The sequence below is a fragment of the Pseudomonas sp. PAMC 25886 genome (assembly GCF_000242655.1).
Classification (GTDB): domain Bacteria; phylum Pseudomonadota; class Gammaproteobacteria; order Pseudomonadales; family Pseudomonadaceae; genus Aquipseudomonas.
Window position 1 is genome coordinate 16,855 of sequence record NZ_AHHC01000007.1, and the last position, 24,170, is coordinate 41,024.

Annotated in this window: 22 protein-coding genes, 4 tRNA genes and 1 riboswitch; of the genes, 18 read left to right on the forward strand and 8 right to left on the reverse strand. The window is 59.8% G+C overall.

The annotated features are described in order from the left end of the window. Nucleotides 1-263: 263 nt before the first annotated feature. From MUM_RS0100285 to astE, 7 genes are all read left to right on the forward strand, one after another. Nucleotides 264-1,484 (forward strand): aspartate aminotransferase family protein, encoded by a 1,221-nt coding sequence (locus MUM_RS0100285; protein ID WP_010165628.1) that lies wholly within the window; start codon nt 264-266, stop codon nt 1,482-1,484. A gap of 246 nt (nt 1,485-1,730) precedes the next feature. Next, nucleotides 1,731-2,750, forward strand: coding sequence for an arginine/ornithine succinyltransferase subunit alpha (gene aruF / locus MUM_RS0100290; protein ID WP_010165630.1), 1,020 nt, complete (start codon nt 1,731-1,733; stop codon nt 2,748-2,750). A 49-nt stretch (nt 2,751-2,799) separates the two neighbouring features. Then, nucleotides 2,800-3,825: an arginine N-succinyltransferase gene (gene astA, locus MUM_RS0100295; RefSeq protein WP_003214325.1), complete on the forward strand. Its 1,026-nt coding sequence runs from the start codon at nt 2,800-2,802 to the stop codon at nt 3,823-3,825. Beyond that, nucleotides 3,822-5,291, forward strand: a complete 1,470-nt coding sequence (gene astD / locus MUM_RS0100300) for a succinylglutamate-semialdehyde dehydrogenase (RefSeq protein ID WP_177324984.1) — start codon at nt 3,822-3,824, stop codon at nt 5,289-5,291. The genes astA and astD overlap by 4 nt, the downstream gene beginning before the upstream one ends. A gap of 176 nt (nt 5,292-5,467) precedes the next feature. Continuing rightward, the gene (gene astB, locus MUM_RS0100305) at nt 5,468-6,814 is read left to right on the forward strand and encodes an N-succinylarginine dihydrolase (RefSeq protein WP_010165635.1); all 1,347 of its coding nucleotides are present in this window, start codon (nt 5,468-5,470) and stop codon (nt 6,812-6,814) included. 23 nt (nt 6,815-6,837) lie between these two features. Beyond that, nucleotides 6,838-7,128, forward strand: coding sequence for a hypothetical protein (locus MUM_RS0100310; protein WP_003214319.1), 291 nt, complete (start codon nt 6,838-6,840; stop codon nt 7,126-7,128). An 11-nt stretch (nt 7,129-7,139) separates the two neighbouring features. Next, the gene (astE, locus tag MUM_RS0100315; RefSeq protein ID WP_010165640.1) at nt 7,140-8,144 is read left to right on the forward strand and encodes a succinylglutamate desuccinylase; all 1,005 of its coding nucleotides are present in this window, start codon (nt 7,140-7,142) and stop codon (nt 8,142-8,144) included. 146 nt (nt 8,145-8,290) lie between these two features. On the opposite strand, the gene MUM_RS0100320 is transcribed toward astE, so the two are convergent. Then, nucleotides 8,291-8,800, reverse strand: coding sequence for a 6,7-dimethyl-8-ribityllumazine synthase (locus MUM_RS0100320; RefSeq protein ID WP_003214313.1), 510 nt, complete (start codon nt 8,798-8,800; stop codon nt 8,291-8,293). A gap of 114 nt (nt 8,801-8,914) precedes the next feature. Then, nucleotides 8,915-9,084, reverse strand: a riboswitch (FMN riboswitch). A 191-nt stretch (nt 9,085-9,275) separates the two neighbouring features. On the opposite strand from MUM_RS0100320, the gene ltaE reads away from it, so the two are divergent. The 8 genes from ltaE (at nt 9,276) to mgtE (ending at nt 17,026) form a co-directional block, all read left to right on the forward strand. Beyond that, nucleotides 9,276-10,280, forward strand: coding sequence for a low-specificity L-threonine aldolase (ltaE, locus tag MUM_RS0100325; protein ID WP_010165643.1), 1,005 nt, complete (start codon nt 9,276-9,278; stop codon nt 10,278-10,280). Between the two features lie 146 nt (nt 10,281-10,426). After that, nucleotides 10,427-13,045 (forward strand): alanine--tRNA ligase, encoded by a 2,619-nt coding sequence (gene alaS / locus MUM_RS0100330; protein WP_010165645.1) that lies wholly within the window; start codon nt 10,427-10,429, stop codon nt 13,043-13,045. Nucleotides 13,046-13,140: 95 nt separating this feature from the next. Then, nucleotides 13,141-14,382, forward strand: a complete 1,242-nt coding sequence (locus MUM_RS0100335) for an aspartate kinase (RefSeq protein ID WP_010165647.1) — start codon at nt 13,141-13,143, stop codon at nt 14,380-14,382. 186 nt (nt 14,383-14,568) lie between these two features. Then, nucleotides 14,569-14,757, forward strand: a complete 189-nt coding sequence (csrA, locus tag MUM_RS0100340) for a carbon storage regulator CsrA (RefSeq protein ID WP_002554426.1) — start codon at nt 14,569-14,571, stop codon at nt 14,755-14,757. Nucleotides 14,758-14,819: 62 nt separating this feature from the next. Next, nucleotides 14,820-14,910 (forward strand) — tRNA-Ser (locus MUM_RS0100345). A 108-nt stretch (nt 14,911-15,018) separates the two neighbouring features. Beyond that, nucleotides 15,019-15,095, forward strand: a tRNA-Arg gene (locus MUM_RS0100350). Nucleotides 15,096-15,167: 72 nt separating this feature from the next. Continuing rightward, nucleotides 15,168-15,244, forward strand: a tRNA-Arg gene (locus MUM_RS0100355). A 339-nt stretch (nt 15,245-15,583) separates the two neighbouring features. Continuing rightward, on the forward strand, nt 15,584-17,026 hold the full coding sequence (gene mgtE / locus MUM_RS0100360) for a magnesium transporter (protein WP_010165747.1): 1,443 nt from the start codon (nt 15,584-15,586) through the stop codon (nt 17,024-17,026). A gap of 104 nt (nt 17,027-17,130) precedes the next feature. Here mgtE and MUM_RS0100365 read toward each other — a convergent pair whose 3' ends face one another. The 3 genes from MUM_RS0100365 to MUM_RS0100375 form a co-directional block, all read right to left on the reverse strand. Then, nucleotides 17,131-17,457, reverse strand: coding sequence for an Arc family DNA-binding protein (locus tag MUM_RS0100365; RefSeq protein WP_003175643.1), 327 nt, complete (start codon nt 17,455-17,457; stop codon nt 17,131-17,133). A gap of 436 nt (nt 17,458-17,893) precedes the next feature. After that, nucleotides 17,894-18,073, reverse strand: coding sequence for a PA3371 family protein (locus MUM_RS0100370; protein ID WP_010165753.1), 180 nt, complete (start codon nt 18,071-18,073; stop codon nt 17,894-17,896). A 20-nt stretch (nt 18,074-18,093) separates the two neighbouring features. Beyond that, nucleotides 18,094-18,321, reverse strand: coding sequence for a hypothetical protein (locus MUM_RS0100375; RefSeq protein WP_010165755.1), 228 nt, complete (start codon nt 18,319-18,321; stop codon nt 18,094-18,096). 336 nt (nt 18,322-18,657) lie between these two features. Between MUM_RS0100375 and MUM_RS0100380 the strand changes: the two genes are divergently transcribed. Next, nucleotides 18,658-18,734 (forward strand) — tRNA-Arg (locus tag MUM_RS0100380). A 343-nt stretch (nt 18,735-19,077) separates the two neighbouring features. Then, nucleotides 19,078-20,466: an MFS transporter gene (locus MUM_RS0100385; RefSeq protein ID WP_010165757.1), complete on the forward strand. Its 1,389-nt coding sequence runs from the start codon at nt 19,078-19,080 to the stop codon at nt 20,464-20,466. Nucleotides 20,467-20,527: 61 nt separating this feature from the next. Here the strand turns inward: MUM_RS0100385 and MUM_RS0100390 are convergent, their stop codons facing one another. The 4 genes from MUM_RS0100390 to flgA all read right to left on the reverse strand — a co-directional run bounded on the left by MUM_RS0100390 (nt 20,528) and on the right by flgA (nt 23,119). Further along, the gene (locus tag MUM_RS0100390) at nt 20,528-21,277 is read right to left on the reverse strand and encodes a flagellar brake protein (RefSeq protein ID WP_010165759.1); all 750 of its coding nucleotides are present in this window, start codon (nt 21,275-21,277) and stop codon (nt 20,528-20,530) included. A 95-nt stretch (nt 21,278-21,372) separates the two neighbouring features. Then, a complete protein-coding gene (locus MUM_RS0100395; RefSeq protein WP_010165761.1) occupies nt 21,373-21,840 on the reverse strand; it encodes a flagella synthesis protein FlgN in 468 nt (155 codons plus the stop codon). A 48-nt stretch (nt 21,841-21,888) separates the two neighbouring features. Continuing rightward, nucleotides 21,889-22,212 (reverse strand): flagellar biosynthesis anti-sigma factor FlgM, encoded by a 324-nt coding sequence (flgM, locus tag MUM_RS0100400; protein WP_003214254.1) that lies wholly within the window; start codon nt 22,210-22,212, stop codon nt 21,889-21,891. Between the two features lie 142 nt (nt 22,213-22,354). Then, complete coding sequence (gene flgA, locus MUM_RS0100405; protein WP_032881719.1) at nt 22,355-23,119, reverse strand: flagellar basal body P-ring formation chaperone FlgA; 765 nt, start codon at nt 23,117-23,119, stop codon at nt 22,355-22,357. An 80-nt stretch (nt 23,120-23,199) separates the two neighbouring features. Between flgA and MUM_RS0100410 the strand changes: the two genes are divergently transcribed. Then, complete coding sequence (locus MUM_RS0100410; protein WP_010165766.1) at nt 23,200-24,132, forward strand: chemotaxis protein CheV; 933 nt, start codon at nt 23,200-23,202, stop codon at nt 24,130-24,132. Nucleotides 24,133-24,170 lie beyond the last annotated feature (38 nt).

A 24,170-nucleotide genomic window follows, 5' to 3' on the forward strand; every position in this document is an offset into this window, starting at 1 on the left:
CTGCCTGGGAGCTACATAGTTGCGCATTGGCGCTCGCGGCCGCCGGTTCAAATCAATTACGGCCAACGGCGCCCATAACCACGCCGGGCGGTTTAAACTGCGCCATTGCGATGCTATTTGTCGCATTGGCGTAAACCCGCGAAAATCACGGGTTGGCGCTATAAGAAGTTGTCGCTTGGCGGCAAGGCCGCGCTGAAAACTGTCCTTACAATCCCTGCATCGCCCGCCAGTTTCAGGCAGGCGTTCCTCTTCAGGAGACTCCGATGTCCGTTGAGCAAGCCCCGGTGCAACGTGCCGATTTCGACCAGGTCATGGTTCCCAACTACGCACCTGCCGCTTTCATCCCCGTGCGTGGCGAAGGTTCCCGCGTTTGGGACCAGGCGGGCCGAGAGCTGATCGACTTTGCCGGCGGCATCGCGGTCAACGTATTGGGCCACGCCCACCCGGCGCTGGTCGGTGCACTGACCGAACAGGCCAACAAGCTGTGGCACGTGTCCAACGTCTTCACTAACGAGCCGGCCCTGCGCCTGGCCCACAAGCTGATCGACGCCACGTTTGCCGAGCGTGTGTTCTTCTGCAACTCCGGCGCTGAAGCCAACGAGGCCGCTTTCAAGCTGGCCCGTCGTGTCGCGTTCGACCGCTTCGGCACCGAGAAATACGAAATCATCGCCGCGCTGAACAGCTTCCACGGCCGCACCCTGTTCACCGTGAACGTGGGTGGCCAGTCGAAGTATTCCGACGGCTTCGGTCCGAAAATCGTCGGCATCACCCACGTGCCTTACAACGATCTGGAGGCACTGAAAGCCGCCGTTTCGGACAAGACCTGCGCCGTGGTGCTGGAGCCGATCCAGGGTGAGGGCGGCGTATTGCCGGCTGAGCTTTCATACCTGCAAGGTGCCCGCGACCTGTGCGACGCGAACAACGCGCTGCTGGTTTTCGACGAAGTGCAAACCGGCATGGGCCGCAGCGGCGAGCTGTTCGCCTACCAGCATTACGGCGTCGTGCCCGACATCCTCACCAGCGCCAAGAGCCTGGGCGGTGGTTTCCCGATCGCAGCCATGCTGACCCGCGAGGACTTGGCCAAGCACCTGGTGGTCGGCACCCACGGCACCACCTACGGCGGTAACCCGCTGGCGTGCGCGGTGGCGGAAGCGGTGATCGACGTGATCAACACCCCGCAAGTGCTGGCCGGTGTTAATGCCAAGCATGACCTGTTCGTTTCCCGCCTGGAGAAGATCGGCCAGCAATACGGCATCTTCACCGAAGTGCGGGGCCTGGGCCTGCTGCTCGGCTGCGTGCTGAGCGATGCCTGGAAGGGCAAGGCAAAGGACATCTTCAACGCCGCCGAGCGTGAAGGCTTGATGATCCTGCAAGCCGGCCCGGACGTGGTGCGTTTCGCCCCGAGCCTGGTGGTGGAAGATGCCGACATCCAGGAAGGCCTGGACCGCTTCGAGCGTGCTGTGAAAAAGCTGAGGCAAGCCTGATGGACCGTTCGGCGCCTGGCGATCCTGGCGTCGAACAAAAATTTTAAGGCCGGACCGGATCAAGTGTGGGAGCTGGCTTGCCTGCGATGGCGGTGCCACAGGCAACATCTGTGCTGACTGACACACCGTCATCGCGGGCAAGCCCGGCTCCCACATGGATCTGCTTACACAATAAGTCCTGTGTAGGCAGTTCCCCCTGTCCGGCATTTTTCCCTCTGTGAGTTTTTCGAGTTAAGGAGTGACACCATGCTGGTGATGCGCCCCGCGCAAATGGCTGATCTGGGCGAGGTACAGCGTCTGGCTGCGGACAGCCCGATTGGTGTCACCTCCTTGCCGGATGATGTCGAACGCCTGAGCGACAAGATCGCCGCAAGCGAAGCGTCCTTCGCCGCCGAGGTCAGCTTCAACGGTGAAGAAAGCTATTTCTTCGTCCTCGAAGACACCGCCGCCGGCAAGCTGGTGGGCTGCTCGGCCATCGTCGCTTCGGCTGGCTACTCGGAACCGTTCTACAGCTTCCGTAACGAAACCTTCGTGCACGCCTCCCGCGAGCTGAAGATCCACAACAAGATCCACGTGCTTTCGCAGTGCCACGACCTGACCGGCAACAGCTTGTTGACCAGTTTCTATGTGGTGCCGGAGCTGGTGGGTTCGCCGTGGTCGGAACTCAACTCCCGTGGTCGCCTGCTGTTCGTGGCCGGCCACCCGGAGCGTTTTGCCGATTCGGTGGTCACCGAGATCGTGGGCTACAGCGACGAGAACGGTGATTCGCCGTTCTGGGATGCGATTGGTCGCAACTTCTTCGACCTCAACTACGCTGCCGCCGAACGCCTGTGCGGGTTGAAGAGCCGGACCTTCCTTGCCGAACTGATGCCGCATTACCCGATCTACGTGCCGCTGTTGCCGGACGCCGCCCAGGAAGCCATGGGCCAGGTGCACCCGCGGGCGCAGATCACCTTCGACATCCTGATGCGCGAAGGCTTCGAGACCGACCATTACATCGACATCTTCGACGGCGGCCCCACGCTGCACGCACGGGTGTCGGGCATTCGCTCGATCGCCCAGAGCCGTGTGGTGCCGGTGAAGATCGGCGAGATGGCCAAGGGTGTCGGCCGCCAGTACCTGGTCAGCAACGGCCAGTTGCAGGATTACCGCGCAGTGATGCTGGAGCTGGACTACGCGCCCGGCAAGCCAGTGACCCTGGACCTGGAAACCGCCGAGGCCCTGGGCGTTGGCGAAGGCGCGAGCGTGCGCCTGGTAGCGGTATAAACAGAGTTTCGCGGGTGGCTGACAACAGCGGCCCGTTTGAGGAGATAGCATGATCGTTCGTCCCGTACGCAGCAGCGATTTACCGGCCCTGATTGATCTGGCGCGCAGCACCGGCACCGGCCTCACCACCTTGCCGGCCAACGAAGAGCGCCTGACCCACCGGGTCGGCTGGGCTGAAAAGACCTTTCGCGGCGAAGCCGGGCGCGGTGATGCAGACTACCTGTTCGTGCTGGAAAACGACGAAGGCCGCGTGGTGGGGATTTCCGCCATCGCCGGTGCCGTTGGCCTGCGCGAGCCCTGGTACAACTTCCGGGTGGGCCTGACGGTCAGTGCTTCCCAGGAGCTGAACATCTACCGGGAAATCCCGACGCTGTTTCTGGCCAACGACCTGACCGGCAACTCCGAGCTGTGCTCGCTGTTCCTGCACGCCGATTACCGCAACGGCCTTAACGGCCGCATGCTGGCCAAGGCGCGCATGCTGTTTATCGCGGAATTCCCGCAGCTGTTCGGTAACAAGATCATCGCCGAAATGCGTGGCATGTCTGACGAGGCCGGGCGTTCGCCGTTCTGGGAAAGCCTGGGCCGGCACTTCTTCAAGATGGAATTCAGCCAGGCCGACTACCTTACCGGTGTGGGCAACAAGGCGTTCATCGCCGAGCTGATGCCGAAGTTTCCGCTGTACACCTGCTTCCTGTCCGAAGACGCGCGCAACGTGATCGGCAAGGTCCATACCGACACCGAGCCGGCCTTGAGCATGCTCAAGAGCGAAGGCTTCAGCTACCAGGGTTACGTCGACATCTTCGACGCAGGCCCGGCGGTGGAGTGTGAAACCACCAAGATCCGCGCGGTACGCGACAGCGAAGCGCTGGTGCTGGCGATTGGCACGCCGGGCGACGACGCCACGCCGTTCCTGATCCATAACCGTAAACGTGAAGATTGCCGCATCACCGCAGCACCGGCGCGGTTGGCTGCCGGCACCCTGGTGGTCGATCAGCAGACCGCCAAGCGCCTGCAACTGATCGCCGGTGATCAAGTGCGTGCCGTACCGTTGTCCGCTGCCCGGGAGTCGAAATAATGAATTCGTTGTATATCGCAGGTAGCTGGCTGGCTGGCCAGGGTGACGTGGTTGAATCGCTTAACCCGGTGACCCAGCAGGTGGTGTGGTCGGGGAACAGCGCGACTGCCGAGCAGGTCGAGTCCGCCGTTCAGGCCGCGCGCCAGGCGTTCCCGGCTTGGGCCAAGCGTTCCCTGGAGGAGCGCCTGAGCGTGCTGGAAGCCTTCGCCGCCAACCTGAAAAGCCGTGCCGACGAACTCGCCCGCTGCATCGGTGAGGAAACCGGCAAGCCTTTGTGGGAGTCGGCCACCGAAGTCACCAGCATGGTCAACAAGGTTGCGATCTCGGTGCAAAGCTACCGTGAACGTACCGGCGAGAAGAGCGGCCCATTGGGCGACGCCACGGCCGTTTTGCGTCACAAACCCCACGGTGTGGTGGCGGTGTTCGGCCCTTACAACTTCCCGGGTCACTTGCCTAACGGGCATATCGTGCCGGCCTTGCTGGCGGGTAACACCGTGCTGTTCAAACCGAGTGAGCTGACCCCGAAAGTCGCCGAACTGACCGTGCAATGCTGGATCGACGCCGGCCTGCCGGCGGGTGTGCTGAACCTGCTGCAAGGCGCAAGGGAAACCGGGATCGCCCTGGCGGCTAATCCGGGCATCGACGGTTTGTTCTTCACCGGCTCCAGCCGCACCGGCAACCATCTGCACCAGCAATTCGCCGGGCGCCCGGACAAGATCCTCGCGCTGGAAATGGGCGGCAACAACCCGCTGGTGGTGGACGAAGTGGCCGATGTGGATGCCGCGGTGTACACCATTATCCAGTCGGCGTTTATCTCCGCCGGCCAGCGTTGCACCTGTGCCCGTCGCTTGCTGGTGCCGGAAGGCGCTTGGGGCGATGCGTTGCTCGCACGCCTGGTGGCGGTGAGCTCGACCATTGAAGTGGGCGCGTTCGACCAACAACCGGCGCCGTTCATGGGCTCGGTGATTTCCCTCGGCGCCGCCAAGGCGTTGATGGATGCCCAGGAATTGCTGCTGGCCAATGGCGCGATCGCGTTGCTGGAGATGACTCAGCCACAGGCCCAGGCCGCGCTGCTGACCCCGGGCATTATTGATGTGACCGAGGTCGCTGATCGTGCTGACGAAGAGCTGTTCGGCCCACTGCTGCAAGTGATCCGCTACGCTGATTTCGCCGCGGCCATTGCCGAGGCCAACAACACCCAATACGGCTTGGCGGCGGGTTTGCTGTCGGATTCCGAAGCGCGTTACCAGCAGTTCTGGCTGGAGAGCCGTGCCGGGATCGTCAACTGGAACAAACAGCTGACAGGTGCCGCGAGCAGCGCGCCGTTCGGCGGCGTAGGGGCGTCGGGCAACCATCGCGCCAGTGCCTATTACGCGGCGGATTATTGCGCGTACCCGGTGGCCTCGCTTGAGACCCCGAGCCTGGTGCTGCCTGCGTCGCTGACCCCAGGCGTAACGCTTAAGTGAAAGTGACACTGATCTAATGTGGGAGCTGGCTTTCCTGCGATGACATCCCCTCGGTCCAGTTGAAAGGCCGAGTCGTCTGCATCGCAGGCAAGCCAGCTCCTACACTTGATCGGGTTAACAGATACAGATCTGCACTTGATGCCTATAAAAATACAGATGTTCGTGGAGCCTCGCCGATGAAATCCTGTGAAGTCAATTTTGACGGTCTCGTGGGGCCGACCCATAACTACGGCGGTTTGTCCTACGGCAACGTCGCGTCCCAGAGCAACAGCCAGCAGTCTTCCAACCCGAAGGAAGCGGCGTTGCAGGGCCTGGCGAAGATGAAAGCCCTGATGGAAATGGGCTTCGTGCAAGGTGTGCTGGCGCCCCAGGAGCGTCCTGATGTGGCCGCCCTGCGCAGCCTCGGCTTTGCCGGCACCGACGCGCAAGTCATCCAGCAAGCGGCCAGGCAGGCCATGCCGTTGCTGGTCGCCAGCTGCTCGGCGTCGAGCATGTGGGTGGCCAATGCCGCGACTGTCAGCCCAAGCGCCGACACAGCCGATGGCCGCGTGCATTTCACTGCCGCCAACCTCAACTGCAAATACCACCGCAGCATCGAACACCCGACCACCAGCCGCGTGCTGGGGGCGATGTTTGCTGATCAAAAACACTTCGCCCACCACGCGGCCTTGCCGGCAGTGGCACAGTTCGGCGACGAAGGCGCGGCCAACCACACCCGTTTCTGCCGTGACTATGGCGAGGCGGGCGTAGAGTTTTTCGTGTTCGGGCGCAGCGCGTTCGACACCCGCTACCCGGCGCCGCAAAAGTACCCGGCGCGCCAGACACTCGAAGCTTCCCAGGCGGTCGCCCGCTTGCACGGCCTGCGGGATGACGGCGTGGTCTACGCCCAGCAGAACCCGGCGGTGATTGATGCCGGCGTGTTTCACAACGATGTGATCGCGGTGGGCAACGGCGAAGTGCTGTTCTATCACGAAGATGCGTTCCTCAATACCGAACAGATGCTCGGCGAATTGCAGGGCAAGCTCGGCAAGCTCGGCGGCAATTTCCAGTCGATCTGCGTGCCTCGGGCCCAGGTCGGTGTGGAAGACGCGGTGCGTTCCTACCTGTTCAATAGCCAGTTGCTGACCCGTGCCGACGGCTCGATGCTGCTGATCGTGCCGGAAGAATGCCGTGCCAACGAGCGCGTCTGGCAGTACCTGCAAGGCCTGACGTCTTCCGGCGGGCTGATCCGCGAAGTCAAAGTCTTCGACCTCAAGCAAAGCATGCAGAACGGCGGTGGCCCCGCGTGCCTGCGCTTGCGCGTGGCCTTGAATGAAACCGAACTGGCGGCGGTCAACCCAGGGGTTATCATGACGGCGCCGTTGTACGACACGCTCACCCAATGGGTCGACAAGCACTACCGCGACAGCCTGCGGGAAACCGACCTGGCTGACCCGCAATTGCTGCTTGAGTGCCGGACGGCACTGGATGAACTGACGCAAATCCTTAAACTGGGCTCGGTTTATCCTTTCCAGATCAATTAACGCCGCACGGCTGAGAACTATTTATGACCACCGACACCCTGAAACTGATCCTTGAAGACACCGACGGCACCCAGCTGGAAACTTCCTGCACCCGCGTCGCCGTGGTCTGGCAGGGCAAGGAGATCTGGATCCAGCACGACGGCCGCGGCCAACTGCTGATCGGCGTGGACGTGGAAGAAGGCGACGCCGAATACGCCAACCTGCTGATGCGCCCATTGGCCACCAACCTGATGAGCCTGCAACTGGAAATGGAACCGGCCGACGTTGAAGGTGATGACGACGATCACGTCCACGGTCCTGGCTGCAACCACTAAGGAAGCTGCTTATGCTCGCCCTCGGCAAACTGCTTGAACTGACCCTCGCCGGTCGCGAACCGGCGCAAAAAATTCAACTGACTGTCGACGGCGTGCAACTGCGCTGGCTCAGCGAGGGCGCGCTGGAAGTGCGGCCTCCTGAGGCGCGGGACAACGGCGGCGACCTGCTGTTGTCGTCCGGCATCCATGGCAACGAAACCGCGCCGATCGAATTGGCCGACCGCTTGCTGCATGGCATTGCCCGCGGGGAGATCAAGCCCCGCACCCGTATTCTGTTCCTGTTCGGTAACCCCGAGGCCATGCGCCGCGGCGAGCGTTATCTCGAACTGGACGTCAACCGGCTGTTCAACGGCCGTCACGAGCAAAACATCGGCCCTGAAGCCATGCGCGCTGCCGAGCTTGAGCAGTTGGCCCGCACGTTCTTCAGCGTTCCGGGGCGTAGCCGTTTGCATTACGACCTGCACACCGCCATTCGTGGCTCGAAGATCGAGCAGTTCGCGCTGTACCCGTGGAAGGACGGTCGCCAGCATTCACGCCGCGAACTGGCGCGCCTACGAGCTGCTGGCATGGAAGCGGTGTTGTTGCAGAACAAGACCTCGATCACCTTCACGGCGTTTACCTACGAACAGTTGGAGGCCGAGTCCTTTACCCTGGAGCTGGGCAAGGCCCGGCCGTTCGGGCAGAACCAGGGCGTGGACGTGTCCCGCCTGGAGGCGCGCCTCAAGCAAATCATCGAAGGCAACGAGCCAGCCACCGAGAGCCTGGACGGCCTGAAGCTGTTCAGCGTCTCCCGGGAAGTGATCAAGCACAGCGATACCTTCGTCCTGCATTTGCCGGCCGACGTGGAAAACTTTTCGGAGTTGGAGAAGGGTTACCTGCTGGCCGAGGACATTGCCAAGACCCGCTGGGTCATCGAGGAGGAGGGCGCACGCATCATCTTCCCGAACCCGAAGGTCAAGAATGGCTTGCGAGCCGGGATATTGATTGTGCCGACTACGGATGCCGGCCTGGCCTGAATCCCGAGGCCGACTCGGTCAAATGTGGGAGCTGGCTTGCCTGCGATAGGATCAACTCGGTCTGCCAGATACACCGAGGCGATGCTATCGCAGGCAAGCCAGCTCCCACACAAGCCCGGCTCTGAGACTGGGCTTTGTGGTGTTGCTTAAACCGCTAGAGCCCGTGGCTCATTGCGACGCAGCGCGCGAACCTTGTGCAGGGTGTCGGCGCAGGTGCGTGCCGCTTCCTGGCCCTTGTGCACGAAGTGCTCATAAAAGAAGGTGTGGTGCTCGCTGCCCGCGTGGAAGTGGTGCGGGGTCAGGGATACCGAGAACACCGGCACTTCGGTTTCCAGTTGAACCTGCATCAGGCCGCTGACCACTGACTGGGCAACGAACTCGTGACGGTAGATCCCGCCGTCCACTACCAGGGCGGCCGCGACGATACCGGCATAACGGCCGGACTTGGCCAGCAGCTTGGCGTGCAGGGGCATTTCAAAGGCGCCGCCGACTTCAAAGAAATCGATGTCCGATTCCTGGTAGCCCTGGGCGATCATTTCGGCGAGGAAGCCTTTACGGCTCTGATCGACAATATCCTTGTGCCAGCAGGCCTGGATAAACGCGACGCGCTCGCCGTGATGGTTTTTGCTTTTGCTGTCGATTGCGGTGGGTTGCATGTTCTGACTCCTGTTTAAGAAAAAAACAGGGCGATATGAATCGAATGGGATTTAAGGGTACGGACAGCCGGGTCATGCGAGCATGAAATCCAGCGTTCGGCCCTTAGGTGCCAATCCCGTTCTCTCTTCATCCGGACTATGACCGTCGGCCCCGGGATCACACCGGGTCTGCTGACCTTGTCGCCGTCCTGCCGAGGCAGTTCGAGGCGCCAAGCGCTCGCGGGCTATGCACGTTGCGTGCAATTACCGCCGGTGGGGAATTACACCCCGCCCTGAGAACGTTGCCGCCAGAACCCTGGCGGCGGAGAGTTTTTATCATGGTTTTTCAGAAACTGCACGGTTGGTTTATCGATAACCTATATCGGTTTGTTTGGTTGGTATTCGATTGTGCAAGCACGGGGCTTGATATTCCGCGGGTTTGCCCGCAGTAATCGTTAACACAAGAAACGCCCCAAATCCGCTAGAGGCTAGTTTGATGACCGTGATTGACCTGCGCAGCGACACAGTGACCCAACCGACCCCAGGCATGCTCGACGCGATGGCGACTGCGGCCAGTGGCGACGACGTCTACGGCGAAGACCCGAGCGTCAACCGCCTGGAAGCCGAACTGGCCAAGCGCCTGGGTTTTGCCGCCGCGTTGTTCGTGCCCACCGGCACCATGAGCAACTTGCTGGCGTTGATGGCGCACTGCGAGCGGGGCGAGGAATACATCGTCGGTCAGCAGGCCCACACCTACAAATACGAAGGCGGCGGCGCGGCAGTGCTGGGTTCGATCCAGCCGCAACCCCTGGAAGTGCAGGCTGACGGTTCCCTGAGCCTTGAGCAGGTGCTGGCCGCAATCAAGCCAGACGACTTCCACTTCGCCCGCACCCGTTTGCTGGCGCTGGAAAACACCATGCAGGGCAAAGTCCTGCCTCTTGAATACCTGGCGGCTGCGCGGGCATTCACCCGGGAACACGGCCTGGCCTTGCACCTCGACGGCGCGCGGCTTTATAACGCTGCGGTCAAGCTGGGTGTGGATGCCCGGGAGATTGCCCGGCACTTCGATTCGGTGTCGGTGTGCCTGTCCAAGGGCCTGGGTGCGCCGATCGGCTCGGTGTTGTGCGGCTCCACGGCGTTGATCGCCAAGGCCCGTCGTTTGCGCAAGATGGTCGGTGGCGGCATGCGCCAGGCCGGTTCGCTGGCGGCGGCGGGGCTGTATGCCCTGGACCACCAGGTGCAGCGCCTGGCCGACGACCATGCCAATGCCCAATGGCTGGGAGATGAACTGCGCAAGGCGGGTTACACGGTGGAGCCGGTGCAGACCAACATGGTCTACGTTGATATCGGCGATCGGGCCCCGGCCTTGAAGGCGTTTGCCGCCGAGCGCGGGATCAAGTTGAGTGCCGCGCCGCGCCTGCGCATGGTCACTCACCTGGACGTCAATCGGGCACAGATGGAGCAAGTGCTCGCGACATTCGTCGAGTTTTCCCGAAAATGACAGTGCAGACCGTCTAATTGACTGTTTCTATCACATAAACACGCTGTACCACGGGCAAAGGGCCGATATAATGCGGCCCTTTGCCGTCGCTCCGTCTGATGACGTTTAGCACTGGCCTTTGGCCGCAGCCTCCGTGGAAGAACCTAATGAAAAGCGCAGAAATCCGTGAAGCCTTCCTTCGCTTCTTCGAAGAGCAAGGTCACACCCGTGTCGCCTCCAGCTCCTTGATCCCAGGCAATGACCCAACCCTGCTGTTCACTAACGCGGGGATGAACCAGTTCAAGGACTGCTTCCTGGGCCAGGAAAAGCGCGCCTACACCCGCGCCACCAGCAGCCAGAAGTGCGTACGCGCCGGCGGCAAGAACAGCGACCTGGAAAACGTGGGCTACACCGCCCGCCACCACACCTTCTTCGAGATGCTGGGTAACTTCAGCTTCGGCGACTATTTCAAGAAAGATGCGATCACCTTCGCCTGGACCTTCCTGACCGGCGTGCTGAAGCTGCCGAAGGAAAAGCTCTGGGTGACCGTCTACGCCACTGATGACGAAGCCTACGACATCTGGACCCAGCAAATCGGTGTGCCGGTTGAGCGCATGATTCGCATCGGCGACAACAAAGGCGCGCCTTACGCCTCCGACAACTTCTGGACCATGGGCGATACCGGCCCGTGCGGCCCCTGCACCGAGATCTTCTACGATCACGGCGCCGACATCTGGGGTGGCCCACCGGGCTCGCCAGAAGAAGACGGCGATCGCTACATCGAAATCTGGAACAACGTGTTCATGCAGTTCAACCGCACCGCCGATGGCGTGTTGCATCCGCTGCCAGCCCCGTCGGTCGACACCGGCATGGGCCTGGAGCGGATCAGTGCGGTGATGCAGCACGTTCACTCCAACTACGAGATCGACCTGTTCACCAACCTGCTGAGCGCTTCGGCTGCGGCCATTGGCTGCGCCAACGACAATCAGTCGTCGCTCAAGGTCGTGTCGGACCACATCCGTTCCTGCGGTTTCCTGATCGCTGACGGTGTGCTGCCGTCGAACGAAGGCCGTGGCTATGTGCTGCGCCGCATCATCCGTCGCGCCTGCCGTCACGGTAACAAGCTGGGCGCTACCGGCAGCTTCTTCTACAAGATCGTTGCCGCGCTGGTGGCCGAGATGGGCGATGCCTTCCCGGAACTCAAGCAGCAGCAAGCCAACATCGAGCGCGTGCTCAAGGCTGAAGAAGAGCAGTTCTCCAAGACCCTGGAGCACGGCCTGAAGATCCTCGAACAGGACCTGGCTGAGCTTAAAGGCACCGTGGTGCCGGGCGACGTGGTGTTCAAGCTGTACGACACCTACGGTTTCCCGATGGACCTGACCGCCGACATCGCCCGTGAACGCGAGCTGACCATCGACGAAGCAGGCTTTGAGCGTGAGATGGAAGCCCAGCGCGTCCGCGCCCGTTCCGCCAGCTCCTTTGGCCTGGACTACAACACCCTGGTAAAGGTTGATGTGGCCACTTCGTTCATTGGTTATGAGGCCACCGTTGGCTCGGCCAAGATCGTGGCTATCTATAAGGACGGCAAGTCGGTCGACGTGCTGAACGAAGGTGACGAGGCGGTTGTGGTCCTCGACCAGACCCCGTTCTACGCCGAGTCCGGTGGCCAGGTCGGCGACTGTGGTTTCCTGAGCTCGACGTCCGGTCGTTTTGACGTGCGCGACACCACCAAGACCGGCGGTGCGTTCCTGCACCACGGCGTGCTGGTGCTGGGTAACCTGACTGTCGGTGCGCCGGTGGACACTCAGGTAGATGCCGACGTACGGCATGCAACTGCTTTGAATCATTCGGCCACTCACTTGCTGCACGCCGCGTTGCGTCAGGTATTGGGTGAGCATGTGCAGCAGAAAGGTTCGTTGGTGGACAGCCAGCGCCTGCGCTTTGACTTCAGTCATTTCGAGGCGATCAAGCCTGAGCAGTTGAAGGCCCTGGAAGACATCGTCAACGCCGAGATTCGCAAGAACACTCCGGTTGAAACCGAAGAAACCGACATCGAGACCGCCAGGAAGAAGGGCGCCATGGCGCTGTTCGGCGAGAAGTACGGCGACGAAGTGCGCGTGCTGAGCATGGGCGGCAGCTTCTCGGTGGAGCTGTGTGGCGGTATCCACGCCAGCCGTACCGGCGACATCGGCCTGCTGAAAATCATCAGCGAAGGCGGTGTGGCTTCCGGTGTGCGTCGTATTGAAGCGGTCACTGGTGCTGCGGCCCTGGCCTACCTCAATGCGGCTGAAGAACAACTCAAGGAAGCGGCCAGCCTGGTCAAGGGCAGCCGCGACAACCTGATCGACAAGCTCTCCGGTGTACTGGAGCGCAACCGTCAGCTGGAAAAACAGCTGGAGCAGTTGCAGGCCAAGGCGGCCAGCGCGGCGGGCGATGACCTGTCGGCTTCCGCCCTGGACGTCAAAGGCGTGAAGGTCCTGGCCGTGCGCCTGGACGGTCAGGATGGCAAGGCGCTGTTGGCCTTGGTCGATCAGTTGAAGAACAAGCTCGGCCGCGCAGTGATCCTGCTCGGCAGTGTCCATGAGGATAAGGTCGTTCTGGTTGCCGGTGTAACCAAGGACCTGACTGGCCAACTCAAGGCCGGTGATTTGATGAAGCAAGCTGCCGCGGCAGTGGGCGGGAAGGGCGGTGGTCGTCCGGACATGGCGCAAGGCGGTGGTGTAGACGCCGGTGCCCTGGACGCGGCCCTGGCCCTGACCGTGCCGTTTGTCGAGGCAGGTATTTAAGACGCTGTTAATGAGCCCGTGGTCTAGTCACGGGCTCGGTCAGTGCTGGTTGATTGAATAATAGGCGCCCCTTTACGGGCTGAGGCGGCTTAGAAATGGCTTTGATCGTACAGAAATTTGGAGGCACCTCGGTCGGCTCTGTCGAAAGAATCGAGCAGGTCGCCGACAAGGTTAAGAAATTCCGCGATGCCGGCGATGACCTGGTGGTGGTGCTGTCGGCCATGAGCGGCGAGACCAATCGCCTGATCGATCTGGCCAAGCAAATCAGTGGCGATCAACAACCGGTTCCCCGTGAGCTGGATGTGATCATTTCCACCGGTGAGCAGGTGACCATCGCGTTGCTGGCTATGGCGCTGAACAAGCGTGGTGTGCCGGCGGTGTCCTACACTGGCAACCAGGTCCGCATTCTGACGGATAGCGCCCACACCAAGGCGCGCATCCTGCAGATTGATGACCAGAAGATTCGCGCTGACCTGAAGGCCGGTCGTGTGGTGGTTGTCGCCGGTTTCCAGGGCGTCGACGAGCACGGCAACATCACCACCCTTGGTCGTGGTGGTTCCGACACCACCGGCGTGGCGCTGGCGGCAGCCCTGAAGGCTGACGAATGCCAGATCTACACCGATGTGGATGGCGTCTACACCACCGACCCACGGGTTGTGTCCGTGGCCCAGCGCCTGGACAAGATCACCTTTGAAGAGATGCTGGAAATGGCCAGTCTCGGTTCCAAGGTGTTGCAGATCCGTGCTGTTGAGTTTGCCGGCAAGTACAACGTTCCGCTGCGCGTACTGCACAGCTTCAAGGAGGGTCCGGGCACCCTCATTACTATTGATGAAGAGGAATCCATGGAACAGCCGATCATTTCCGGCATCGCTTTTAACCGCGATGAAGCCAAGCTGACCATCCGTGGCGTGCCAGACACCCCGGGCGTGGCCTTCAAGATTCTCGGGCCAATCAGCGGCGAAAACATTGAAGTCGACATGATCGTGCAGAACGTTGCGCACGATAACACCACCGATTTCACCTTCACCGTGCACCGCAACGAGTACGATGCGGCGCAGAAGGTGTTGTTGAACACCGCGAGCGAGATTGGCGCCCGTGAAGTGGTTGGCGATACCAAGATCGCCAAGGTGTCGATCGTGGGCGTGGGCATGCGTTCCCATGCGGGTGTTGCCAGCCGCATGTTCGAAGCCCTGGCCAAGGAAAGCATCAACATCCAGATGATCTCCACGTCGGAAATCAAGGTGTCGGTGGTGATCGAAGAGAAGTACCTGGAACTGGCTGTACGCGCATTGCATACCGCGTTTGAGCTGGACGCTCCGGCCCGACAGGGCGAGTGACGCGTTGCCAGGAAGGCGCGGTTATCCGCGCCTTTCATTTTTTTGCCGGGTGCGTGGTGAAGACCTGTTCTTTTACCTGTGCTCGACAATACTTAGGCGGGTAGGGCTACGGCCATTTGGTTGTAGGTCGAATGCCTTTTTTTTGCAGACTGTTGTTCCCGAAATGAAATGCGTGAGGAGAAAGGTATGCTGATTCTGACTCGTCGATGCGCAGAAAGCCTGATTATTGGTGATGGCGAAATCACCGTGACCGTGCTCGGCGTCAAAGGCAATCAAGTGCGTATCGGGGTTAACGCTCCGAAAGAGGTGGCTGTCCACCGCGAGGAAATCTACCTGCGGATCAAGAAAGAGAAGGACGAAGAACCAAGCCATTAATTTTTATCGTTTTTTATGTTTGCAAACGGGGATGAAGCTGGTTAATATACGCCCCGTGTTGCGGAGAGCTGGCCGAGTGGCCGAAGGCGCTCCCCTGCTAAGGGAGTACACCTCAAAAGGGTGTCGGGGGTTCGAATCCCCCGTTCTCCGCCATTATTTGCTTAGTACGTTGCAATCTGGTTTTTTCGCTAAGTTGTTGAAACTAAACGAAAAAATAGCTTTACATAGAGATTGAACGGCCTATAATGCGCGGCAACAAATGCACTCGTAGCTCAGCTGGATAGAGTACTCGGCTACGAACCGAGCGGTCACAGGTTCGAATCCTGTCGAGTGCACCATTTAAGAGTTAGTTGCAGCAATGCAGGTAGCTTGGCTTCAACCAGTTGTGATCTGGTCTAAAAACACAATCTGCACTCGTAGCTCAGCTGGATAGAGTACTCGGCTACGAACCGAGCGGTCACAGGTTCGAATCCTGTCGAGTGCACCAAACAACAAAAAGCCCGCCTAGTGCGGGCTTTTTGCCGTCTGGGGTTTTTATTTCCCGTCGCGACTTTTTCTCCTGCCCATGTGTTTTCCTTTGGGGCTGCGTCGTCGCAGTTCATATCTGCGGCCAATGCTCAGCTTTGTGTCGCAAGCGCTTGTTCTTTCCAGTTTTTTGACGTTAAAAGCGGTCGCCCGGTGTATCATTGCGCCCGTCAGCCCCGCCGGGGCTTGTGGAACACCTCCATGGACTTACCCAGTAGTTACTCAGTACCCCGTTTTACCAATCATGAATTGACTGATTGATCCTTCCGGCGTGCCCTGCTGCTGGGAGTGGAGTTCGCCTATGACCGAAGTTGAAGTAAAGAAAACACAAGAAAGCCTGCAGGATCGCCTGGCTCAAGTCGTTGAGCTGCTGCAGCGCCAGCGCGTGGTCGAAGACCTGACGCATCGCCAGGAAGGCCCGAATCATGACCGGGTCGAGAACCTGGTTCACCGGCAAAATCTCGTCGAGCTGCAACGCAAGCTCGATGACCTGCACTCCGCCGACGTCGCCTACATCCTCGAAGCCTTGCCGCTTGATGATCGTCTGACCCTCTGGCAGTTGGTCAAGGCTGATCGCGACGGCGACATTCTCCTCGAAGTATCCGACTCGGTCCGTGAAACCCTGATCGCCGACATGGACGATCATGAGCTCTTGGCTGCTGCCAAGGACATGGATGCCGACGAACTCGCTGACCTGGCTTCCGAGCTGCCGCGTGACGTCGTCCATGAGCTGATGGAAACCCTCGACGGCCAACAGCGTGAGCGTGTGCGCTCCGCGTTGTCCTACGACGAGGAGCAAGTCGGCGCGCTGATGGACTTCGAGATGGTCACCATCCGCGAAGACGTCAGCCTGGAAGTGGTTTTGCGTTACCTGCGCCGCCTCAAGGAGCTGCCAGGCCATACCGACAAACTGTTCGTGGTCGATTACGAAGGCATTCTCAAGGGCGTGCTGCCGATCAAGCGCCTGCTGGTCAATGACCCGGAGAAGAAAGTCGCGGACGTCATGGCCAGTGACCCGGTGAGTTTCCATCCCGACGAAGACGCTTACGATGCCGCTCAGGCGTTCGAGCGTTATGACTTGATCTCGGCCCCGGTGGTCGACAAGAACGGCAAGCTGATCGGCCGTCTGACCATCGATGAAATGGTCGACCTGATTCGTGAGGAGAGCGAAAGCGAAGTCCTCAACATGGCGGGTCTGCGGGAAGAAGAAGACATTTTTGCGTCAGTCTGGAAATCCCTGCGTAACCGCTGGGCCTGGCTGGCGGTCAATTTGATTACCGCGTTTATTGCTTCACGGGTCATCGGCCTGTTCGAGGGCTCCATCGAGAAGCTGGTGGCCTTGGCTGCACTGATGCCGATTGTGGCGGGTATTGGCGGTAACTCGGGTAACCAGACCATCACCATGATCGTACGTGCCATGGCGCTGGATCAGGTGGGCACCGGGCACGGTAAGCGGTTGATGCGCAAGGAGCTTGCGGTCGCGCTGATCAATGGCCTGGTGTGGGGTGGTGTCATCGGTATCGTGGCGTACCTGCTGTATGGCAGCTGGTCGCTCGGGGTGGTCATGACCGCGGCCATGACGCTTAACCTGCTGCTGGCGGCCCTGATGGGGGTGCTGATTCCAATGACCCTGGTGCGCCTTGGGCGGGACCCGGCCATGGGCGCCAGTGTGATGATCACAGCCATGACTGACAGTGGCGGCTTCTTCATCTTCCTGGGCTTGGCCACCATCTTCCTGCTTTGATCCCTTCTCCCGATCAAGGGGCTTGTGCCCCTTGATCCTTTCTTTACCAAATCACAGGCAAAAAAAAGCCAGCGCATGGCTGGCTTTCAGCTTTCGGTTGCCAATCAGTTGGCTTCTGCGGCTGCCTCAACGTCATGTGCAATAAGCGAGACGAGAGCATTTTGCTGGCGGTGGGAGAGCTGACGAAAACGCTGCAGCAGTTCGCGTTCGTGCAGTGACAGCTCGGGGCTGTCCAGGCGCATGCTCAGCTCGTCGCCCAGCGCACCTTCCTGAATCAGGCTTTGTTCCAGGCGTGCGATGATTTCGGAGTTCATGCTGCGGTGATGATTGCGAGCCACCTCGGCAATGCGTTCCCGCATTCCGTCTGGCAGACGTACGACGAACTTGTCAGCCGTACGGCTGGAATAAATTGCCTGTTTCAATGGGCGCATATATTTAACCGGTTAGTTCAGGGGAGCGGTTTTTGGAATTGGCCGCAAGATGAATGTTAGGACAAGGCTTGCTGCCAAATGTTCAACCTGAATTGCAAAGAGGCCGCATCATGCCTCAGATTTGCCAGTTCCTTGGCGTCAATTCTGTGACAAATATTGAACCGGCTACCGGCTTTATGCCAGTACTCATTTCAAAATTTGCGGACTGGTTGGAAAACTTTTCCACAGTTGCACCCAAACAGGGGGCAAGGCCGCGGGCCCTAGGCGCAAAAGGCTTTTCGGGCGCACATCCTATAGCAATATGGCCTTTTGCCCTTAACTTTAAGATTAGTGGCAAATTGCCAATTTACGAGGGCGGAGCGACATATGGTCAGCTGCCCGGACGAATGATCCGGTAGGTGGCAGCTAGTTTCGGAAGGGCGACGAGCGGGGAGATTCAGCGCAGTACGGGGTCGAATTTGATGCGGCGACCAATGACGATTGCCAGTACCCACAGGCTGCCAAACACACCGGCGGCGACGAAAGAGACGGTCTGCAGGTCTTGCGACACTACGTTCAGGCCGAGGCCGGCGCAGGCCAGGGCCAGTGTCAGAAACAGCCAGGCGGGCTTGGTCATGGAATACTCCGGTAAGCGGTTCAGAAAACCCAGTGTTCAGTCGAAGGGGCAGCTTGAGTGCCCTGGGTCAGTTGCAGCGGTGATTGCATGTTCGGCTTCATGACCGCCAGTTGCGGGCGTTGCTGCAGGTGATGGGGGATCGCCTGGCTGACTTGCGCCGCGTCGTCGGAGGTGTTGGATTGAAAATGGAACATCACCAGCGCAGCCAATGCAACGGTATTGAGGGCTAGTAGAAGTGCGCTGTTCATGGGCATGTTCTCCGCAGATGGCTGGGCCGGACTGTATTTGTAGGATAAAGGATTGCAGGTGCCGTGCCAGTCTTTATTTGATAATAAATCCTTTAAAATCAAATAGTTAATTACTGTCCAGGTAGGTGTGATGTTGCAATTTGCAATGATGGCATTTTGGGGGAGTGCATTTTGCACGATGGTTGCGATTGCCCGTAATCATTGAGTGCAATACAAGTTGCAGCCCCAGGCATGGACCTGCACTCAAAAAGCCCACGGACGACATGACAAAATTCACCTGCGCCGTTAACATGCACGCCGTCCGTCGCCGTGCCCATTGCCGGTTGGCTGTCATTAGTCCCAGTAGCTCAATTGGATAGAGCATCCCCCTCCTAAGGGGAAGGTTGGCCGTTCGAACCGGCCCTGGGACACCATATAATCGTTGCTGCCCAAGTGGCTGAAACGTCAGAGAGCCCCGATCAGATTTGTCTGGCGGGGCTTTTTTGTGGCTGGGCGTCCAGGTGCGCCAGTCTTTTCAAACACCAACCGAACCTTGCCGGCGTTTGACGTTCACACGGGAGGCAAGAGCAGGGCGACGCAAGTATTCGTCTGCATCGTGTACCTCGCGGGTCATTGTCGAGCGTCTGACACGTAGCCAATTGGCATGAGCAAAATATTCCCCGGCAACCGCGTGTTTTGGCTGTCCGGACCCGACGACGCGGGACTATCATTCCGGTAGCCCTGAACCCCCACTGCAAGGAGCCGCTCGGAACGCCGATGCGCCAGATCTGGAAATCTTTTCGAGCCCTTTATTTTGCCTCCTTGATGATGCTGATCGGCTCCGGCCTGCTCAGTACTTACCTGGCCTTGCGCCTGGCGGCAGACCACGTCGACAGCCTGTGGGTCGGTGCGTTGATGGCGGCCAACTATTTTGGCCTGGTATTGGGGGGCAAGATCGGTCACCGCCTAATTGCCCGGGTCGGGCATATCCGGGCGTACGCCACCTGTGCCGGGATTGTCGGCGCGGCGGTACTCGGGCACGGGCTGATCAATTGGCTGCCGGCCTGGATCGTGCTGCGGATGATTGTCGGCCTCGGCATGATGTGCCAGTACATGGTCATCGAGAGCTGGCTCAACGAGCAGGCAGACGCCAAGCAGCGGGGCGTGGTGTTCAGTGGCTACATGATCGCGTCGTACCTGGGCCTGGTGCTGGGCCAACTGATTCTTGTGATGCACCCGCAATTGGGGCTTGAGTTGCTGATGCTGGTCGCGCTGTGTTTTGCGCTGTGCCTGGTACCGGTGGCGATGACTCGCCGCATTCACCCGGCGCCCCTGCACCCGGCGCCGATGGAACCGCGTTTCTTTATCAAGCGGGTGCCACAGTCCCTCAGTACCGTGTTGGGTGCTGGGCTGATCGTGGGTTCGTTCTATGGTTTGGCGCCGCTCTATGCCTCGCAGCAAGGGCTGACCACTGAGCAGGTCGGTCTGTTCATGGGTAGCTGCATCTTCGCCGGGCTGCTGGTGCAATGGCCGCTGGGCTGGTTGTCTGACCGCTATGACCGCGCGCTGTTGATCCGCTGCTTCGCCTTGTGCCTGGCGGTGGCCGCGCTGCCGCTGGCGATCATGAGCCAGGTGCCGCTGGAAGTGCTGTTTGTTGCGGGCTTTCTCTGCTCCCTGGTGCAATTCTGCCTGTATCCGTTGGCCGTGGCGTTCTCCAATGACCACGTCGAGGGCGATCGCCGGGTGTCGCTCACGGCAATGTTGCTGGTGACCTACGGGGTCGGCGCGAGTGTCGGTCCGCTGTTGGCAGGTGTGGTGATGAAGCTGTTCGGCAGCCACATGCTGTACGCGTTTTTCAGCCTGTGTGCGTTGATCCTGGTCTGGCGCATCCGGCCGAAGGCGGTCACCAACCTGCATCAGGTGGACGACGCACCGCTGCATCACGTGGCAATGCCCGACAGCATGTCCAGTTCGCCACTGGTGGCGTGCCTGGACCCGCGTGTGGATGAGCAGGTGGTGCAGGAGCAGATGCAGACCGCCGTTCCGGACCCGGAGCCCGAGGTGGATCCCGAGCCGGTGGTGGATGAGCCGGAACTTGTCACCGAACCCCCGGAGCATCCGGACCCGGATGATCACCCTCACGACCTGAGCAGGGCGCGCCCCTGAAAGCAAAAACGGGCAGTTCCTTTAAGGGGCTGCCCGTTTTTCTGTCGCGACCTTTTACTGCTTAAAGATCGTCGTCCTTGTCGAAACGACGCGCTTCGCGCTGCAGTTGGTAGACAAACCGTTCGACCTGGCGCTGCACCAGCCCGCTCATGTTGTGAAAGCGCACGCCGGCGAAGGTGGTGTTGATCCTTTCTTCGAAGTGCAGATAGCGCAGTTCCACCGAGGTGGTCATGCTGCCAAAGGGCAGGGCGGCGATGAAGCGGTCGTAGACCTGGCCCAGTTGCAGGCGCTCGGAGATGTCCCCTTCGAAACGCAATTTGCAGCCGGTGGCGGAAATATCCAGCAGCTTGCCGCCGATGGGGGCCTTGAGTTTTTCACCGCCCAGCTCGACGTTCACCAGTTGCGCCAGCTTCAGGGCCGCGCGGAACGCATTGCGGCGCTGATGGTAAATCACTTCGTCGGGCATGCTGCCGCGATAAACGCGGTGGCCGTGGGCTTCATCGAGGGTCAGGGTGCCATTGCTTTCCCAGGCCACTCGCACGCCATCGTGAAAACCTTCGATACGGAAAGCTTCGCCATTCTCAAGGTAGCGTTCGCCGTCACGCGGGATCATTTCGTCCAGGGCCAGCGACTTGCTGTCCCGGTCGACTTCGACCAGGTAGCTTTGAAAGCGCTGGTTGCGTTCGTGGAAGGTGATGATCAGCGGGTCGTGGCTCTCTTGCAGCATCCGCAAGGTGCCCGCGATTTCCAGCGGCGTGGTGAGTACCTTGGGTGGCTGCGGAGCATCTTCCGCGTTAAGGGCGTTGAACACGGTTCTTCCATCTCCAGACAAAATACGACTACACGCAAGTGCTTTCATTTTGCCAGCATGTGGCGCGCCTTGGATAGGGCGCGCTTAAACTGGTTTCAGGCTTGGCTGCGGGTGCTTGGCTTGGCCAGGCGTGAGGTGGAGCCTTGAGCGTTGTAGAGGGCTGGAGGCTCGCCGCCGTGGAGGATACGCAACTGATTGGCGGTCGTGGCTTGTTGACGCTGGATCGCCTGGCCGTTGACGATGTTGGTTTCCTGGCACAGGGTCAGCAACTGGTTGAGTTCTTTGCTCTGGGCCAGCAACTGGTCGCCGACCGTGGAGTGGCTGGCGAGTTGCTCCAGGCCTTTGTGGTCGGCAGGCAGGCCCAGGCTGACGAGAATCTGGCTGCGTTTCTTGCCGTGTTGTTCCAGCAGGACGATCAGCGATTGCTTGCGCGCCAGAATTTCTTCCAGCATGCGCATGTCGCGGCCGAACAGGGCCAGGGATTCTTCCCGAAGTAACTCCAGCAACTGCTGTGCGGGAATCAAATCTTCAATGATCAGTTGTAGCAAGTTTTCGTCGTGCATGGCTGGCCTTGGGGTTTAAGCGTCCAAAAGCCTGGCGCAGGCCTTTGCCTAGCGCTCGGCTTCGAAGTTAAGCAGCTTGCTGGCTACACGGTTGCTGTCGACCTTATAGCTGCCATCCGCAATCGCCTGCTTCAATTCGGCCACGCGGGCTTTATTGACAACCGGCTGATCGCTCAGCGAGTCAGTGACCTTCTGCAACTGTTGAGCCTCATTGCTCAGGTGTACCGATTCCCCGCTTTGGCTGGCACCGGCCTGTTCTGTCTTGGCAGGCAGAGGCTGGGACTTGGCTTCAACGCTGTCTTTGGCACCGTTGGTGCGCGAAGAGCCAGGCGTTGGCAGGGCGTTATTCAAACGACTGAAATCGATGACCATGTTAAAAAAACCTCTGGGTATTTGGACGCTTGCCATGTTTTCGGCCATACCCGGACAAACTTTAGGCTCGATTGACAATAAACCTATACGCGATGCTGCTTTGCGCACAGTGTAGGAAAAGCTGGCGTCCTATGCCAGTGATCTATAAAGCCACCTCAACCTGCCCGGGTGCCGTCACCCGGGCCTTGATCACGCGGTTGGAATTGAGGTTCTTGACGCGAATCTGTTCACTCATGCCGCCGTTGGACAGGGCTTCCCCGGGCATTTTTACATTCAGTCCGCCGCTGCTGGCGGAAATCACCACCTGGTCGCCCTTGCGCACCACTTCGGCCTGTTCAAGGTTGACCAGGGTAATCACTTGGTCGGTGACCATTGGTCGGGTAAGTTTCTGCCCGATCGCTTGGTCAACGGACGTGAGGTAGCTCTGAGTGATCAGGCTGATGTCCCGTTCACGCATGGCAACGTCTTCGTAACCAATGATTCCGGTGCGTTTCAACGGCCGGGTCACCACCACCACGTCACGAAACAGCTTGACCTGGGCTGGCACGAACACCGTCCAGGGCGAGGCGCCTTCGCAGCGAACCTTCACGGTCACGCGCCCGATGGGTTGGGCCGGGCTTTCGAGGGAGGCTGTCAATTCCTTGTCGCACATCGGCATGCGCAGGCGCGGATCCAGCTGGTTGACCTGGATTTCATAGCGCCCCGGCGTCTGTGTGGTCGCCAGATAATCTTCTACAGTGAACTCAAGAAAGCCCTGAGTGACGCCGATAAGCAGATCAGGCAAGGTGACGTTACTGGCACGGGCCGGCGGGCCCGCAGCCAGGGCAAGCAACGCCATCGAGACGCAGATCAATCTGCGGTACTGTGGGGATCGGGGGCGTCGGGAAACTGTCGTTTTGATGTCCATGGCCAATAAAAAAGCAAAGCTCGTGCCGTTTAGTGTTGGGTACGCGTCGTACCCCTAAGTTTTAGCGTAGGAGTCTGGGCATGGCCGGTGTAATGGATTCAGTAAACCAGCGCACACAGCTGGTGGGGCAGAATCGCCTGGAGTTGCTGCTGTTTCGTCTGGACGGCAAGCAGCTTTACGGGATTAACGTCTTCAAGGTGCGGGAGGTGCTGCAGTGTCCCAAGCTGACAATAATGCCCAAGTCCAGCCCGGTGGTGTGCGGTGTGGCGAACATCCGTGGCGCGACCATCCCGATTCTTGACCTGGCCATGGCCACCGGTTCGGCGGGTTTGCAGGACCGCGAAAGTCCGTTCGTGATCATCACCGAGTACAACACCAAGACCCAGGGTTTCCTGGTGCGTTCGGTGGAACGCATCGTCAACATGAACTGGGAAGAGATCCATCCGCCGCCCAAGGGCACCGGCCGCGATCACTACCTCACGGCCGTGACGCGGGTCGACAACCAGTTGGTGGAAATCATCGACGTGGAGAAAATCCTCGCTGAAGTGGCCCCGACCTCCGAGGCGATTTCGGTCGGCGTAGTAGACGCCGAGACCGCGCACAAGGCGATCTCGCTGCGGGTGCTGACGGTGGACGACTCCTCGGTGGCACGCAGGCAGGTGTCCCGCTGCCTGCAGACGGTTGGCGTTGAAGTGGTGGCGCTTAATGACGGTCGCCAGGCCCTGGATTACCTGCGCAAGCTGGTGGATGAGGGCAAGAAACCGGAAGAAGAATTCCTGATGATGATCTCCGACATCGAGATGCCGGAAATGGACGGCTACACCCTCACGGCCGAGATACGCAACGACCCACGCATGCAAAAATTACATATCATCCTGCATACTTCGTTGTCCGGTGTATTCAATCAGGCAATGGTCAAGAAGGTCGGTGCCGATGACTTCCTGGCCAAATTCCGCCCTGATGACCTGGCATCCCGGGTAGTTGACCGGATCAAGGCAGCAGATCACGGCTAGGGGCTTTTTCCCTGGCGGTCACACGATTTAAGAGGCGG